Source organism: Roseburia intestinalis L1-82, assembly GCF_900537995.1.
GTDB classification, from domain to species: Bacteria; Bacillota; Clostridia; order Lachnospirales; family Lachnospiraceae; genus Roseburia; species Roseburia intestinalis.
In genome coordinates this window covers 782,117-799,902 of the sequence record NZ_LR027880.1, presented here as the reverse complement: position 1 = coordinate 799,902, position 17,786 = coordinate 782,117, and the positions used below count along the sequence as shown (strand labels likewise).

General features: G+C 42.3%; 15 protein-coding genes. All 15 read right to left on the bottom strand.

Translation table 11 applies throughout. The features are described from left to right. Positions 1–30: 30 nt before the first annotated feature. The 15 genes from RIL182_RS03935 to RIL182_RS03865 all read right to left on the bottom strand — a co-directional run bounded on the left by RIL182_RS03935 (position 31) and on the right by RIL182_RS03865 (position 17,761). Positions 31–2,175 (bottom strand): hypothetical protein, encoded by a 2,145-nt coding sequence (locus RIL182_RS03935; RefSeq protein ID WP_006856674.1) that lies wholly within the window; start codon positions 2,173–2,175, stop codon positions 31–33. Next, positions 2,172–3,170, bottom strand: coding sequence for a hypothetical protein (locus tag RIL182_RS03930; RefSeq protein ID WP_006856675.1), 999 nt, complete (start codon positions 3,168–3,170; stop codon positions 2,172–2,174). Before RIL182_RS03930 ends, RIL182_RS03935 begins: the two co-directional genes overlap by 4 nt. Then, positions 3,167–4,615, bottom strand: coding sequence for a flippase (locus tag RIL182_RS03925; protein WP_006856676.1), 1,449 nt, complete (start codon positions 4,613–4,615; stop codon positions 3,167–3,169). Before RIL182_RS03925 ends, RIL182_RS03930 begins: the two co-directional genes overlap by 4 nt. Next, a complete protein-coding gene (locus tag RIL182_RS03920) occupies positions 4,608–5,546 on the bottom strand; it encodes a glycosyltransferase family 2 protein (protein ID WP_015559558.1) in 939 nt (312 codons plus the stop codon). Before RIL182_RS03920 ends, RIL182_RS03925 begins: the two co-directional genes overlap by 8 nt. Positions 5,547–5,587: 41 nt before the next feature. Continuing rightward, positions 5,588–6,421 (bottom strand): glycosyltransferase family 2 protein, encoded by an 834-nt coding sequence (locus RIL182_RS03915; RefSeq protein WP_006856677.1) that lies wholly within the window; start codon positions 6,419–6,421, stop codon positions 5,588–5,590. Positions 6,422–6,475: 54 nt separating this feature from the next. Further along, positions 6,476–7,420, bottom strand: a complete 945-nt coding sequence (locus tag RIL182_RS03910) for a glycosyltransferase (RefSeq protein ID WP_006856678.1) — start codon at positions 7,418–7,420, stop codon at positions 6,476–6,478. A 15-nt stretch (positions 7,421–7,435) separates the two neighbouring features. Further along, positions 7,436–8,350, bottom strand: a complete 915-nt coding sequence (locus tag RIL182_RS03905) for an NAD-dependent epimerase/dehydratase family protein (protein ID WP_006856679.1) — start codon at positions 8,348–8,350, stop codon at positions 7,436–7,438. An 11-nt stretch (positions 8,351–8,361) separates the two neighbouring features. Beyond that, the gene (locus tag RIL182_RS03900; RefSeq protein WP_044998864.1) at positions 8,362–9,516 is read right to left on the bottom strand and encodes a glycosyltransferase; all 1,155 of its coding nucleotides are present in this window, start codon (positions 9,514–9,516) and stop codon (positions 8,362–8,364) included. Positions 9,517–9,661: 145 nt separating this feature from the next. After that, positions 9,662–10,777, bottom strand: a complete 1,116-nt coding sequence (locus tag RIL182_RS03895) for a glycosyltransferase family 4 protein (protein WP_006856680.1) — start codon at positions 10,775–10,777, stop codon at positions 9,662–9,664. Next, a complete protein-coding gene (locus RIL182_RS03890; RefSeq protein WP_022112660.1) occupies positions 10,774–11,979 on the bottom strand; it encodes a glycosyltransferase family 4 protein in 1,206 nt (401 codons plus the stop codon). The genes RIL182_RS03895 and RIL182_RS03890 overlap by 4 nt, the downstream gene beginning before the upstream one ends. After that, positions 11,948–13,117 carry a hypothetical protein gene (locus tag RIL182_RS03885; protein ID WP_006856681.1) on the bottom strand — a complete coding sequence of 390 codons (1,170 nt, stop codon included), beginning with the start codon at positions 13,115–13,117 and terminating at the stop codon, positions 11,948–11,950. Before RIL182_RS03885 ends, RIL182_RS03890 begins: the two co-directional genes overlap by 32 nt. After that, a complete protein-coding gene (locus tag RIL182_RS03880) occupies positions 13,118–13,918 on the bottom strand; it encodes a hypothetical protein (protein WP_006856682.1) in 801 nt (266 codons plus the stop codon). A gap of 18 nt (positions 13,919–13,936) precedes the next feature. Beyond that, the gene (locus tag RIL182_RS03875; RefSeq protein WP_006856683.1) at positions 13,937–15,013 is read right to left on the bottom strand and encodes a DUF6077 domain-containing protein; all 1,077 of its coding nucleotides are present in this window, start codon (positions 15,011–15,013) and stop codon (positions 13,937–13,939) included. Next, positions 15,003–16,289 (bottom strand): P-loop NTPase family protein, encoded by a 1,287-nt coding sequence (locus RIL182_RS03870; protein ID WP_006856684.1) that lies wholly within the window; start codon positions 16,287–16,289, stop codon positions 15,003–15,005. The genes RIL182_RS03875 and RIL182_RS03870 overlap by 11 nt, the downstream gene beginning before the upstream one ends. Before the next feature lie 14 nt (positions 16,290–16,303). Then, positions 16,304–17,761: a sugar transferase gene (locus RIL182_RS03865; protein ID WP_006856685.1), complete on the bottom strand. Its 1,458-nt coding sequence runs from the start codon at positions 17,759–17,761 to the stop codon at positions 16,304–16,306. Positions 17,762–17,786: the final 25 nt, after the last annotated feature.

The window sequence follows — 17,786 nt, the reverse complement described above, 5'->3', positions numbered from 1 at the left end:
CAAACCATTTCCAAAATCTGATATCACAAATTATTTATATTCTGTGCTGAAACTGTCTCCCGCACATTTTATGATCTTGCCTGATTCATTCTCAAATACTGTTTCCTGTCCATCCAAATAATACTGATTTTCCTGATAATAAGAATCGCCATACAATACTGTAATATACTTGATTCCAAGTTGATTTAAATTATCGAGATTTTCTTTCGGATTAAAATTCCATGTATAACAATCCGTAGACTTCTGTTTGGTTTTCTGCCGGTAAATGATAAAATCAAGGCAGGATTCCTTTGCTGCCATCAAAGGTACCCTTTCATTCTTTAAATGTTTCTTCACATACTTATACAGTTCTAATTTTCCCTCATCATAACCATTTACATATGGAAGTATCTTGCACCAGCTTTCTCCCGGGAATGTCAGGATCGCAGCACGTTCATTTTCATACACCGCTTTACACAGTGAAAAATAATTTTCATACTGCTGATAGATCTTATCCTCTTTATCCACAAAAATCTTCGTGATGCCATTTTTATCCATCTTGACAAGAATATCCATCAGTTCTCTGTTATACGGCTTATATTTTCTCGTATTCTGAGCCCGCATGCCATCAAACCAGTAAAAAGTCCTGTCATCAGCCACCAGCGCCGGGATCTTATCATCATCGAGTTCCTCTGCCGCATAAGACATCACTTCCATAAGATCTGGTAAAATCGTGTATTCCCCATAGTCTTTCTGTGATGTATCTAGATTATTCCAATAGATTGCCAGAAAATGTTTCGGTACGGATGCCTCATTATATCCGGGATCAAATTCCCACATGTTCATATCATAATTTGTAAAAGTAAATAACGCAAGTATTCCAATAAATCCAACATATGCATAAAATCCTGCAAGCTGTTTTTCATCTGCAAGGATATCTGCTGCCATCACGCAAAGCAGCCAGCCGAACAGCCAGAGATTATAGTAGATCTTAAAATAATAATAAAATGACATCATGTGATTTATCAGAAATCCGTACATCACACAGGTGCATACCACCATAAAAAGTGCCATCACAGGGATCGCCGCCGGATATTTCTTTTTTTTCAGCAGATAAAACAGTACGATAAATGCTGCCGGTATGAAATAGATCAGATCTGCATACACGGAATGATACATTCCGCCCGCCTTGCTGACGTAAGTTATCATCTTGTCAAAAGAGCCGCCCCATTTATCCATAAATAAGACAAATACTGCTGCCGCTGCAATGACTACGACAACCAAAAATCCTGCTATCATTTTTTTGTTTATCTTTTTTTGCCGGATCGCGAGTACAAATAATGCCAGGATCACCGCCGCTGAATTGAGCGGGATAAACAGTGCATTACAACATGTATTTGCGTACAATGCAAACAGCAGTAAGATCACATTGCACTTATAATTTTTCGGATACCGCTCCAGCAGAAGCAGGGCATAGACTAAAAGCATCAGTATCATAACACCAATACTCCAGTATACAAATCCGCCTGTCATGTAACTGTATGCAGGATATCCCCAGAAATATCCCAGCGCAAACACCGGTGCAAAAATCCGCACGATCTTTTTCTCACTGACCGTGAGCATCAGTACATAACACATCCACACTTCCAGCACATGCATGAAAATATCCGCAAAAATAAACGCTTTATAATATTTTGAAACGATCAGGATCGGACTGAATATCTCAATAAACATTGCATTGACAAATGCAGAAAAATAAATGTGCTTGCCTAAGACTCCCTGCTTTACAATGACCATTGCATCATTAAAATGATTTGCCGGATCTGAATTGATATAACTCAGCCGCAAATATGGAGTAAACATATGTAGTGAAACTGCAATCACGATTCCTGCAAGAACTGCTAATACAGCAATATCTGTTATCCTCACAAATATCCGCTGCATTTTTTTCTTTTTAATGATCATTCCCCATAACAGGAGCACCGCTGCCGCCATTGAAATACATGTGGATTTAAGATTCACCGGTATTCCCACCAGTTGAAACATGAACGCCCAAAACGACTGATAACAGAAAATAGCCATAATTCCCATCACTGCCACTTTTATCATATTGATCTTTCCATCAATTTTCGGTACCAGTATTATCCCCATTAAAAATGCAAGAAAGAGCAGCACAAAAATTACTGATATTATCATATGTAATCCTCATTCACAAATATTTTTTTCACATCTGCAGTAAATTGCTGATGTTCATTTCTAATATAACTTCTGTAACCGTCAAAATCAACCTTGTGCACATCAAAATTACAGATACAATCCCTGATGCATGATATAATATCTTCTTTTTTCGCACATGACTCATCAAATTTATATGTTTCCGGAATACATACATCCTCCGCGAATGCCGCGGCACCCCTCTTTCCAGTGATAACGATACAGCCGGAAATTGCCGCCTCCCTTGGTATTCTGTCTTTCCCCGGATGATTTCCAAAATCGATATAAACCTTGCTTTTACTCATGCAGGAACGCATCTCTTCCGTCGTCATCCCGATCAGCGGTACCCACCTGAGATCCTGTGCCATCTCACGGAGCGCCTTTGTGAATGCAGCCCCTTTTTTGGGATTATAAAGGACTACATCTTCTTTCTTTTCGCGAAGTGCCGCTTCTTCCCCGGCAAGGTAAATATCATTTACATAATCAGACAGATAACGTACCTGCTTCCCGCTAATCCCGATCGTTTCCAGATAATGGATCGCATAGTAAGACTGACACAGATGCATCTTTGCCTTTTTTACAAAATCCGTTTTATCTTTCAGTTTTCCGGTGAGCAAGGCTTTTATGGCGCGCAATGTGCCATTTGCACGCCTTCTATCCACAAAACTGTTATGAATCAGATAGTTATCCACAGAAAGCCACCAGATATACACGGAAAGATTCTGATATCTCGCCGTTCTCTCACAGTAAATCTCCGGCACAACTAAAATATTTCCTTTTTCATCCTCTATCTCTTCCTCACGCAGATAACCGTCCGTATATTCCAGAAAAGCGGGATTCATGCCAGGATGTTCTTCTGATATCTCAGTATAAACAATTCCTGCAGGAACTTTCACATCCGTCAGGGTCTTTACAAGCTGATGCAGAAGTTCTGTTCCGCCGGTCTTTACATCCGCCGGACATAATACGTAGATCATTGTTTTTCTCTCCTTAATAATGTCTGCTTATACTCCATGCAAACTGGATTGCGAAGCATAATGCATAAAGCAAAATATGAGACCACCCCTGTCACTACTGTTGCTGCAAGCCGCAGAAATTCTCCATTTACCATGCTCATGACAATCCATGTAAGTGCCCCCATAAAAGCTACCGCAATCACGGTTTTTGCCAAATATCCTCTTCTTAATCTTACCTGAATGTGTTTCACGGAAAAACATACACAGCAGACAGTAACCAGTGCTTCGCTGATGACCGATGCCGCTGCCGCACCATTCTGGGCAAACCGCGGAATCATGGAAAAATTAAGACAGACATTTGACACTGCCCCAACGATCGTACAGAAAAGAAGCTTTTTTTCCTCTCCAAATGTTAAAAGCACCTGTGTCCCAAATAAATTGCTGAACCCAAGCGCGAGCGTTAAAAGTGCCGCGATCCGGAGTGTCTCCCCTGCCGGTGCAAAACTTTCGCCAAACATCACGACCATCAGATCATCTGCTGTCAGCATCAGCCCCACACAACATGGCAGGAACAAAAACAGCATGATCTCAAATACCCTGCTTACGATCCGTCCACACGATTCATCATCACCTTCCATATGATACTGGCTTAAATGCGGAAGTAATGTTCCCCCGATTGCTGTAATGACTGTAATGATGATCTTCACGACTTTCATCGCATTTGTATAATAACCAACGTTTTTTTCATCACACAAAAGTCCAAGCATCGTGGTGTCTAACATCGTATAAAGTTCGATCGCGACTGTCGTTCCGAGCATGATAAAGATCGGTTTCATATGCGGCAGGATCTTTATGCCATGGCATGTCAGACGGATACCAAACTTTCTTAACTGCAGCATATTGATAATATAATTTGCCCCTGTCGTCAAAACGATCACAAGCATATACCGCACATAATCTTCACTGCTCCGGATAAACACAAAGATTGCCGCAAGTGAGATCACTTTTACAACAAAACTGCGGATTGCAATATATTTGAATGCCTCCTGCCCCTGATAAAACCAGTCTACATTAAACGCATTAAATATGATCAGAAGTCCTGCCGCAAGTGAGATCATCTTACGTGAAGAAAAATACGGCAGATTCAGGATCAGTGCATAATACAGTGCCGTACAGATCAGCGTGGAGATCAGATTGATAAAAAAGAGAGACGAAAAAAGTTCCTTTGTCTGCTCCTCATCCTTACGCCTTCTTGCAATCTCCCTGATCCCGTAATTGGGGATTCCAAGGGATGCTGCCAGTACAAAATACTGCGCGATATTCTGTGCATATGCAACTTTTCCGACTCCATCCGACATCAGTACCCTTCCAAGGTATGCTGCAGAAACCAGCGGAAAAAGCGCATCCAGGAGTTTATAAATTACATTGTAAACTGAATTTTGAAATAATCCGTCATGTTTACTCATATTTTTTCATCAGTGCCAGAAATGCCCGATAGGATTTCGTGATATTCCCGAAATAAAAAATCTTCGCATCACAAAAATCCTGCATCACAAAATTTGTGGACACTGCCTCCTTGTGCATGCAGCCAATCTCCGGTGCATACAGTAATGTCATGCCGTATTTTCCGGCAAGGTAATAAAGGATCTCTTCCTCCGCATAGAGAAATGTCCCATCATAAAATCCGTCCATCTGTTTGAAAAAATCTTTCGAAAAAACAAGACAGCAGCCATGTAATAGAACATCCTTCATCCGCTCGTCCACGCGGCTGTCCGCCGATACGGACTTTCCGTCCTCCTCACGCGTGGTAAGATTCTTACTGCCATCTTTGACATCGCGCCCCGTTTCATCCGACACGACACCATAATGGCCTGCAATGGCTTTCTTTAAATGAAACAGTTTGATCAGCTGGAACATCTTACATTTCGCCCAGGAAACCAGGATCTGTTTCCGCATATAATTTAACGTGTACTGCCTGTTTCTCGCCACCGGATTAAAATGTCTGGTGCGGCTTGCATCCACAATATCCCCGCCTAAAATATCAAAGCGCTCTTCCTTATAGATTTCCCGCAGCTTCTCACAGTAATCTTCCTGTTCAAAAATAATATCGCTGTTTGCCGCCACGATAAAATCCGGTTCAAAATGAGACCTTGCATACCGGATGCCAAGATTGTTGCCGCGTGCAAATCCAAGGTTTTTCTCACTTGCGATCACATGCACTCTTTTTTCCCCGGCAAATTCTTCCCGAAGCGACTCCTCACTGCCATTGCCGGAACCGTTGTCCACTAAAACAATGCGGATATCCTGCCCCTGCTGCGTCTTTAGAATGGACTCCGCACATGCGGCCGCCTCACGCCAGGTCTTATAATTTAAAATCACAAAACAGATCGTTCCCATATAAATCCTCATTCAAATATTGCGATGATCATGCCGGCTTTCTACGCGCCGGAGTATCTCGTCTTTGTTCCAAGTATAATACGGATATACGGTGTAATGGAACGCACAATGGCCGTTCCAAGTCCGAAGTTTTTATGCAAAAAATGGAACCAGTCGCGGAATGGAAGTCCCTTGCGGCTCTCCTTTAGACGGATCCGTTCCATGCGCGGCAGCGTCTCATCCTGCCAGGTTTTCTGCAGTGTATTATCATTGCACTCGCCGACAAACTTTGGATAAATATGAATTTTATATCCAAGTTTACTGATCTGTAACCCGTAATCAAAATCACCGATACTGTGCTGGTAAAATGGATCGATCCCGACTTTTTCAAAGATTTCACGCGGAATGATGGCACAGTTTGCATTGAAGGTATCACAGTTTACCTCCGGCGCATCCGGGCCTAATTTTTTGTATTTGATCCCTTTGGTGTATTTGATACCGCCGTAACTCAAACCGCCGTTTTCGCCACAGATCGCACCGACTGTAACCTCATCCTTTTTCAGATGTGGTGCCATCTCATCAAAAATGCCCGGGAAGAACTTTGTATCATCATTCATCAGCATATAGTAGTCGTAATCCATATGCGTATTTTTGATGTGTTCGATCGCCTTGTGCATGCCGCCATTCCAGAAATTGCTTCCGTCTCCCTCGATCAGGTCGATCTGATATGTGCCGTCATCGCGCATCTGCTTTAACATCTCACGCGTTCCGTCAGAACTATTGTCGTCTAAGATCACATAGTCAAACGTGACGTCTCTATTTTCTGAGAGTGTTGCCATGCCCCGCTTTGTCAGTTCTTTTCTGTTAAAACAGGTAAAAATTGCAAGTATCTTCATAATTTATTTCATCCTCATTTCCAGACAGCCTGTTTTGTCTGCCATTCAAATGTTCTATGCCTGTCCGATATAGTTTTTCCGGAATACCACATGGTAGATCCGTTTGATCAGATTCGGCTGTGACTCATGGATCAGTGCTTTTTTCATCGCCTTATGGAGCTCCGGTTTTTCACAGATCTCCTGTGGGAACTCTGTGATCCTGTGATCTGTCATCAGTTTATGGTCGAATACCGGTCCCTTTTCATTGCCGCAGTGGATCCCGGTGCCATCCCAGCCTTCATTGCTGACTAAAGACTTTGTCGGGGATAAGATCAGTCCCTGTTTCCGGAAATTCGTCCAGTACCAGCGGATCGCCCAGGAGTTGGTCTTTTCATCGGTTTTCTGCATTTTCATGATCTTGTAAAAATCATAGGTATTGTCATAATTAAATGCTTTGCGCAGTTTTTTATCGGAAACCATATCCGTCCAGTCGTCGCAGTCCGCATCGAAATACTTCCAGCGGTCGCTCCAGGTCGCCCACGACCAGCTTGTGCCTGAGAGCGTGTTAAAATAGGACTCACACGGGTAGGAAAAAGTATCCCCGAAATGGGAGAACCCTGTGATTCCGGTCACTTTCTGTTCGTTCTGGTAACGATCTAATCCGTCATTCATAAACAAAAGAAAATAGCGGTTTGTGACAAGGTCATCCTCTAAAACGATCACTTTTCCATATTTATTTACGATCGCAGTCACGCCCTCGATCACATTTTTTGCAAGACCGTAGTTCTGTTCCCTTGCGGTCAGTTCCACCTGACGGAATCCCTGCACGGACTTTACATAATCACGGATTTCCTGCACTTTTCCTTTATCTGCATCTTTTTTTGCCGCATCGGAAAATACATACAGATCTGTTTCTGCTGCAAGTTCGTTTGCTGCAAGTGCCTCGATGGTGCGCTTTGTATGTTCCGGCCGGTTGTAGGTAAACAAAATTACCGGAGCCAGACTTCTCGTCTCTTCCATTCTTTTTCGCCCTTTCTATGCCTGCTGTTTTACCCAGCCTACATATTCGCGGATTCCTTCGGTAAGATCCATTTTTTTCTCATATCCGATCTTTTTCAAAAGAGAGATATCCGCACGCCAGTTCTGTGGATCGCCGACTTTCGTCTCCCCGTTAAACCGCACGATATCCGTTTTTTCTCCAAGCTGTGCGGCATAAATCTCAGCAAGTTCCCGGATAGACACTTCCTCGCCGTTTGCAACGTTAAAGATCTCCTCCGGTCCCTGATATCCTAAGATCAACTCTAAGGCACGCAGAATATCGGAAATATGGATAAAATCACGCGTCTCATTTCCGGTTCCGAACAGATCGATCCGTCCGGTATTTAAGTATTTCTGATAAATATCCCACAAAAGCTGTTTGCGCAGTCCGCTTCCATATGCAGAAAAGATACGCACACAGCGGATATGGTAACCATGTACCCTGTTATAATAGCTGCAGAGTTCCTCGCCCATCTGCTTGTGCACGCCATATGGTGAGATCGGTGCCAATGCATCTTTTTCCGTGATCGGAAGCTGCTTTGGATTGCCATAGACACCTGCACTTGATAAGAAAATGATTTTCGGTCTTTTTTCAAATGACTGCAATGCTAAAAGCAGCTGGTATAAACTGTGCAGATTGCCGTCTAAGTCTGCCATCGGATTTACAATGGATGCTCCGACATTGGCACTGCCGGCACAGTGTAAGATCACATCCGGCTGCACTCCGGTAAATATGTTGGCAAGTTCCTGTGAGTCTTTGGACATGTTGCACTGATAGTAGTGGATTTCTGCCCCGTCCTCACAGTAACGGTCGGCTAAGTCGATGCCGGTGATCTCGTAATCTTTGCTGAAATATTCCATGGCGCATCTTCCGATAAAACCGTTTACGCCGGTAATGATCATTTTTTTCATGGGCGAACCTCCTATAAAAATACCCTTTCAAGTGCCCTCGAGTACTCTCTCGCCTCGCGGTACATATTTGCGATGCCCTGTTCCATGTTACCGGCATATTCGGCTTCATGCTCCGGCAGGGATGCGCGCGCTGCAGTGCGCGCGATCGTTTCGGCAAGCTGTTTCGGGTCGTGTGGATCAAAGAGAACACATTTTTTGTTCTGCTGTTCCTGATGTACCGGGATGTTTGACAAAAGTACAACTTTATCAAGTACTTTCGCATCCTCTAATACGGTTCCCCAGCCCTCACAGAGTGACGGCTGTACGATAAACTGTGCGTTTTTCATGATTGCAAGCTGTTCGGTACGCTCTACAAATCCCAACAGTTTTATATTAGCACAAACCGTGTCTGATTCCATAATTTTTCTTAATTTATCGATATATTCCGGGTTACGGTAATCTTTCAGATTGCCGGTAAATACAAAATCATAGTCACATAATCTGCCCTCTTTCAGGAGACATTCGATTGCTTCTACCATAACGATATGATTTTTATGCTGCCAGAACTGGTTCGGAATATAGATATAGTTTCTCTTTAAGTCAAATTTTTCACGGACACTCTGCTCTAATTCCGGTGTAATGGCACGCACTTCCGGTTCAATGTAAGATACAAAATGTACCACCTCAACCGAGCATCGGTGTCCCGGATAGAAACGCTCTAAATCCCTTGCCGCATCGAAGCTGCTTAAAACCATCGGATTATCGCTTCCTGTCATGGCAAGATCATTTTTTTCTTTGTGTGCTAACTCCTCTGCGCCGAAAAACTCCGGCAGGGTTCTGTGCTGAAAGTCAGGTATCCAGAAGATACCTTTCTTTTTAAAGAGTTTTCCGATCTTGTTGAGTTCTAAGGCATAGCAGTATTTTACCCCGCCAAACCAGATCAGACGCATCTCATAAAGTGCCAGTTTTATTTTATTATTTCCATCATAGACACGAATATCTACATTTACATTTTCTTTAAAACAGTCAAAAATATCGGCATGTTCCGGATCGATCAAAAGCACCAGCGAAAAACGTTCCATGATATTTTCGTTCTGCAGGCAGCTGAACATAATGTTCTTAATATAATAAAGTCCGCCGATCCATCCTCTGTTTCCAAGTCCGTTAAATAAAATCTTCTTTTTCATATTCATCCTCATTTTTGAGCAACTTGCTGAGAAGAGGCGACGAGAATCTCAAATTCTCGTCTGCCATCAAAGCTATTTGTTTTTATTTAGAAACAAATAGCCGTGCAAAAAATAAGCTATCGAGCTTATTTTTCGCACTAATCCTTTATTTCTGTGATAATACATACGAAAGTGCCGCAATACAACCTTTTGAAACCTGTTCAAAAGAAAATTCATGTGCCTTTTCGTAACTCTTTTTTCCCATGACAGATGTCATATCACCGGCTGCAGCCTTTTCGATTGCCTCCGCAAAACCATCCACATCTTCCGGGTCAATGATATAGCCGTTTTCACCATCTGAGACGAGATCTCTTGCACCATCTGCATATTTTGATGAAATGATTGGAAGAGATGCACACATTGCCTCTAAAAGAACAAGTCCAAAGCAGTCCTCCCTGGTCGGAAGCACAAAAGCATCCGCTGTGCGGTATAATTTCTGCAATGGCTCCCCTTCCTGGTATCCTAAAAATTCCACACGGTCAGAAATTTTAAGTTCTGTGCACTGTTTTTGCAGCAGATCTTTTTCCTGCCCCTCTCCAACGATCCAGAGCCTTATATTCTGCGGTGTTTTTGCAAGTGCCGGCAGTAACAGATCAAGTCCTTTCCGCTGGATCAGGCTTCCCACATACAGAAGCTGCAATCCCTCATTTTGGGTTGTTTTCTGTGGTTTCTCATACAGATATTTCTGAATATCCACGGTAAGATATGAGATAAAGCATTTCTTTTCATCAGCACCGTAAGCGATCTGTGCCTCACGCGATGCAGTGCTGCTCGCGATAAATGCCGCCGCTCTTTTTATAATATAGCTTCTCGATAAGCGCTGTACTTTTCCGATATTTTTCTCGGAATTTAAAGTGCCGTCCGTCCAGCTGATAAACGGGATCTTCTTTTTCCGGCACCAATGTACCGCACGAAGGATCGTCGGGTTGTACTCCATGGCAAAGACCACATCCGGCGCGATCTCATTTAAAGTCTTTTCCACACCTACCGGGATAAACACATATCGGTCATCAAACCGTTTGCGGATGATGATCGTCTTTGATTTCAGGAAATGATAATGTTCGATCTCCTCCATCTCAACACTCCATTTCCGGTTTTCCATGCCTGCACCGGAAAAAATGATATGAAACTCATATTCCGGAAAGTTTTTCTGCATATAAGAAAAGAAATCCACCCGGTATGGCGATGGTATATTCGTGATAAATACTGCCTTTTTTTTCATTGTTCTTTTTCCTCTGAAATGCTGTGGTAGATACTGATGAGTTTCTGATAGTTATCTTCCGGTCTTAACCGGTGCTGATAAAATTCTCTCGCATTTTCCTTTAATCTGTTTAGATCCATCTGTTCAAACTCACAGACTTTTCTGGCAAGATCCTCAATAGAGTTATACTCAAATTTTACACCCGTCACACCTTCCTGCACCATACCATCCATATTGCCGACACGTCCTGCGATCACCGGTACGCCATAGGAATATGCCTCCGCGATCGTCATGGCAAACGCCTCATAACACTGGGAAGTCATGATGACTGCCTTTGCATTATAAAATTTCTCGGTCATCTCCTCTTTCTGCAGGTAACCCAAAAAGCGGACATTTTTCATATTATGGGTGCTGACGTATGCCTGCATCTCATCCATCATCGGTCCTGTTCCCGCAACATAAAGAATCTTATCCGGCAATTTTTCAAAAGCTTTTACTGCAATGTCAATTCCCTTTAATGCCTCCACTCTTCCAGCGAACAGATAATATTCTTCCTCAGGCTGTTTTTTAACCGGGACGATTCCATCTGCAAAGGTAAAGTTTGGTTTGATGTAAACACGTTTCGGATCCACGATCTTTTTGCCCGGATCTAAGGAGCTTAACAGTTTATTTTTGTTAAATTCCGTCAGACAGATAAAATTCACACGATAGTAGGTTCCAAGAAAACGGTGAATCCAGAGGATTGCAGAGCTTACCATCGTCTGTATTTTACTTCCGCGGTAACATTTGTGCCGGATTGCACATTTTAATCCGCCATTCACACATTCCTCACAGATCACATTGTTGCGGAAAAATGATCCGGCCGGACAGAGCATGCGGAAATTATGAAGTGTCTGGACCACCGGCACCTTACACTGAAATGCCGCATAAAATACAGATGGACTCACCATCATCAGGGTATTGTGCACATGCACGATATCGATTTTATTTTCACGGATAATCTTTTTTACTTCCCTGCAGGTTTTTAACGAATAGACTGCCGTAAAAGGAATAAAAAGTTTTTTTAATTTATTCCCCTCGTTCAGTTCTTTGTTACTGCGATAGTAAGTAAAGACTTCATGTCCATGCTCCTCTAACAGCTTTTTCTCATTGCGCACCACGACGTCTTCCCCGCCCGGGATCTGATAAAAATTATGAATTTGAAGAATTCGATATTTTTCCATTGTCTCCTCCATCTGAGATCTCATTTAACATCGTCGGATATAGCAATACACCTGCAAGCAAAATAAACGGATTCATAAAACCATTTAAGACAAACTGTTCCATGATCCCATACAATGCAAATACGGAAAGCATGACTAATTCTTTATATCCCCCTGCTTTATAGAGTCTGACTAACGTAACGCAGAGTGCCGCAAAAAATGCGATTGCAAAAATCCATCCGCAGTACAGTAAAATATACATATATGCGTTATCGATCAGCCCATGATAACTTGCATAAAAATACTCCTGGTTTCTCGGAAGCAGCGCAAGCCCTTGGTCATGATAATATTTTCCAAGGATATATACCCTTCCTGATACATAGCGGTCGATCGTCTTCATAATGTCATTGTCACTGTTAAATAGAATCATCATAACAAAACTGAAAATTGCTCCAACCGGTATAGACAGTGCATAAATAAACTTCACTTTTTTATTTTTGACCAGTTTTTCAAACAGAATTATCCCCCACGCAAAAAAGAATACAATAATCCCGGTACGGCAAAATGTTATTTTATAAAAAATAAACGCTGTCAGGCATGTTCCGAAAAACCACCATATATTTAATTTTTCATAGAAATAATAGAGCATAAGCATAAGAAGCAGAAAAATTGTCATATATGCAGCATTCGGTTCACTAAAACCAAGACTGTACACCGGTACTTCCACATACTGTGCATTTGGCACTGTCTTATAACCAATATCAAACAACCCATAAGCGGATCCGGCTACCATAATAAATGCTACAAAAAGTCTGGTCCATACAGAGATTTCAATCAATTTCCGGAAACACACATCCTTGATTCCGATGATCGTTAAAAACAAAAACAGTATCGTCGCCTTTTTGGTCATTACCCATATGAAAAGACCTGCACCTAGCATCAGCGCGATCACAACGATCTCCCGCAGCGTATATCTGGTTGTAACAAGTTTCATTCCCAAAAGGATCACGCCGGAAAGCATAAAAAATTTGTAGATCTGATCACTACTGTCATAACCAAATGCTTTTACCAGCACATTGACCGCAAAGTATCCATAATACGCAATGATCCCCATGCTCTTCCAGTCATTTTCCCGTATCCATTTTCTGATCTGCTCCATCTATTCCTCTCCAAGCATATAAATGACATAATCTCCGGTTTCCCTGTAATAGTGATATCCATACGGCTTCATATCATCCGGTATTTCCTGTTCTGTACGGTTAAAACATAAAAATACTACCTGATTGCGCTTTGCAATATCCGTCACTACTGTCATGTCCGGTTTTTCCTGACACATCTGCTGATACATTGCGACTTCATCATCCCCGATCCCGGAAATAAATCCGCCCACGTTTCTTCCATAAAATAATCCGATATCACAGCGGTACTGTCTGATATAGCAGAGCAGTTCATTCGGTACAACCGATCTTACTTTCCAGCTGACACCTGCGCCTGCTAAAATATCCGCAACATCCAGCGCAGCCTGCGGCAGTTTATATTCATTTTCTGCCTCCGTAAAGGTTGCTTTACTGTAAATTTTCTGTCCGCTTAATGCGATCGTACCAAGGGCCGCCACAAGCACAACGATACGGACTGCCTGTTTTTTCCACCGGCACACCAGCCAGACCACCACATACGCAGCCGTGAAAGAAACCGGAAGCATCCAGAACAGTCTCCAGTACACACCGGCAAAGAAACGGCTTCCCACATAACGGTAAAATAATGGATTAAATAAAAATAACAGTACCAGGATTGTCGGCCATACCAGAAACCGGACGGTCTGTTTCTCTTCCTGATATTTTCTTCCCAGGAAAAACAGCATTACAACTGCAAGACAAAACAGGCACCAGTGAAAAAGTCCGGTACGTCCGCCAATAAAATTTTTAAAATTGTCCAGTATTGAATAAAAATCTGCTGCCATATCCGTTCTCTTTCCTTTTTAAATCCCCGCCGTATAATAAATCATATAAACAGCACACGGCAGTGCTGCGATCCATATACAGAGCATACGTTTCAGATTCCGGTGGTAAATACCATCTAAAAGTCCGTACAATCCCATCATAACTGGTGCCATAATAATTCCCATTCCCGATAAAAGAGCTGCCGCAAAACTTAAGGCATACAATGGTGCCGCCCATTTCATACTCTGTTTTTCACTCATAAAGATCTGGTAAAACAAATACATTAACAATGGAAGGATAAATCCCGCCACGATTGCCTTTCCCTGCCAGATCCGCAATAAAAACATCGCCGACAGTGTATGTGTTGATGTAAAATTCCAGATATGGAACACAGATAAAACAATCAGAAACAGTGCTGTTTTTTCCGCATCACCGCGAAACAGTACATTTCCGATCATTCCATACAACACATAACAGATGATGATCATAAAAAATGGAAAAAATGTATGTGAAAACACCGCCGGAGCAATTCCTGTTATTTTACAGCACATTGCCACATACATCGTCCATGGGGATGTCACATCTTTTCTTACTTCCCCGACATCCCAGTACATATATTCATCCGTGATCGGATCATCCACTAAAAGCGTATCATGCACAACCGCAGAAACTTCTTCCGAAACATATCTTGCATCGTCATCATCAATATGCTGGTAATGATACGGAATCCATGCCTGCAAAAGGATCAGCGCCGCTGCAAGAATTCCAAAAATGATTTTCCATGCTCCGGCTTTCTTTTTTTTGTTTTCCAGCTTATTTTCTACTGTAACTAAGATACCACATCTGCGTATCAGAATTACCATGATAACAATGGAAACAATCACCAGAAATATCTTCCAAAGTGTGACAGCCTCGGTAAGCGTCCTTTTGCCAAGTATCATTGGCACCAGCAAAATCTGTCCCGATGCAAACATGCTTGCAAGTCCAAGCACCCATGCGTTGCACAGTTTTCTGACCGTTCCCTCTATTTTCAGATACCATACCCACAACAATCCAAACCAGACCGGAAGTACTACGAAAAGCATTCCTGTATAAAGTAGATTCTTATAAATCATATACCAGCACTCCATCCAGATGGATATGGTTGATCTCAGCCGTATTCTTTAACATATAAAGTTCTTCCGTTCTGACATTTCTGCGTCCGCAGATGACAAGATTACTGTCGCAAAGCAATGCCGTCTGATATCCTTCGGATATTGCCGACACATCCCTTCCATTGACCAGAATGTATTCATACTGCTTTGAGAAGCGATCCAGAAGCTCTTTGAACTTTTCATTTCCAACAAGATCAAATCCCTGTTCCTGTTTCAAATTTCTCTTTACGGTGTCTAAGTAGTCATTCATCTGCTGTAACTTTAATTCTGTCGTATTCCCCATAACATAGGCACTTAAAGATGCATCATCACTGTCAGTTGCATTCAGGTCGATCAGCAGAGTCTTTTTCTTTTCATTTGCATAGCACATCGCAAGACGCAATGCTGTGGTATCCGCAGTTCTTCCGACCGGCAGACAGTTAATCTTAAGGCATCCTTCTGCTTTTTGTCCATTCAAAAACATAGCCGCTTTTTTATAGGTTTCTTCATCTTCATTCTTTTTTGTGATCACATCAACGATCTGTGTCTCTAAACATTCCTGCACTTCCTGTGCATCCTTCGGTTTTTTATAAATCATCATCCACAATGTATATAAAACAACCTCAAGCATAATGCCAAGTAAAATACCTGCGATCACTGCTTTTAATACTCCCTGGCGGAACTCAGAACTGGAGATGGTATAAGTTTCAAGCTTTGTCACTTCTCTCTGGGACTGCGGTTCATCAAATACAGTAAAACACTGTGTGCCGACCTGTTTCTTTGTCACGGTATCCAATGCCTGAAGAAGTCCGTTCACAAAAGCATACGCTTCCTCTTCGTCATTTACGGTATAATCCCAGCTCGTTCTCGGATACACCACATAAAAAGTAATAATGTCCGATGCCTCTGTCTGTTCACACTCAAACATATCCGTAAATGCCTGTTTTGTCAGATCGATTCCTGTCACTTTACAGAATTCGTCGTACACACTGCTGCTCTTTGCAATTTTCATAATATCATTGCCACGCTCCACAGTACTTCCGGAATTATAATCTTTTAAAAGCACCGAAGTCTCCACCTGCATTCTGTCATCATAGACTTCTGCATCAATATAAGGCATCAGGGTTTTTGCCTTGTATCCACCGACGATCACTGCAAAAACTGCCGCAAAGACAGCCGCAAGCCACCATTTTCTTAAGTTATACTGCAGCACATCCATCAAACTGTATTCTTTTCTGCTCTCATATCTCTGATTCATATCAGGTCTCCTTTCTATTCTCCGCCTTTTTCAAACACCACTTTTATCGTCTTTAAAATGATCTTGATATCCAGTCCCAGACTCCAGTTATCAATATACTGTACATCCAGTTTCACGACATCCTCAAAATCAGTAATCTCGTTCCGTCCGCTTACCTGCCATAATCCGGTAATGCCCGGTTTTGCACTTAAACGGCGTTTCTGGTGTGATTCATACTGTTTGAACTCATCTACCGTCGGTGGTCTTGTACCGACCAGACTCATATCACCTTTCAAAACGTTGAAAAACTGTGGAAGCTCATCGATACTGGTCTTACGGATAAATTTTCCAACCTTCGTAATACGCGGGTCATCTTTCATTTTAAACATCAGACCATTCATCTCATTCTGGCTTTCCAGTTCTTTTTTGCGTTCCTCTGCATCCTTATACATCGAACGGAACTTATAGATCTTAAAAAATCTTCCATTCTTGCCGACACGCTTCTGTGCGAAAAACAGAGGTCCCGGAGATTCGATCAAAAGCGGCGGTGCTAAAAAGACCGTCACAACTGCCGTGATCACAAGTCCCACGATCGAACCTGCGATGTCCATCACACGCTTGATCATAAGCATTTTCCAGTCATAGGACTGATTGGAAAATGTGACGACCGGTATATTTCCCAGCATGTTAAAAGTTTTATGGTAATCATCAAACTTGTTTAAGATCTCAATCGTGACATGTACGGTTGCCCCCATATCCTCAAAACGGTTGACCACCTCCGCAAGCGAATCTCCTGTCTCATACGGCACACTGATAAAAACTTCATCCACAATCTGTTCTTTTACATACTGGAACATATTATCATAAGTGGCAACGACAGGAACACCATGATACCATTTTCCAATCTGGTTTTCATCAATGATCGCAATACTTGCAAGACGATGGATCCAGTCTCCGGAATGGTCTGCATCCGCGATCACCTCTTCCACACGTTCTGCCGTTGTGACCAGAAATACCTGATTATTTGCTCTTTTGTTACGGTAAACATGCAGCAGATAATATTTAATGATAATATGCATGCCAAAATACAGGCACATATTTACCAGCGCAATACAAAAATAAACACCTCGGGAAGCCTCCGCATTATTGTGCTGTAAAAAAATGGTCAGCGCTGTCACACATACTAACACAACGCTCGCTTTGATTGCTGCCCACAACTCCTGAAATACACTTCGGTCAATAAAACGATTATCAATATCCGAAAAGAGCATTACCAGCATGTAAACAACCATTACGATGCCAAAGCTCTCCATCAGCTCTATCTTCATATTTGCGACGGATACATTTCGATAACCCACCAGCCACAGATAACCGCCCCCGAAATAACTTACGGCAAAGCATATCAGATCCGCCAGCAGTAAAATGATACTCTGAATTTTTTCTCTTGTCTGGTACATGTCAAGTCCTTTCCTGTTCCTTTTCCCCGGTTTCATGCCCAGGTGTCACTGTTTCTTCCTG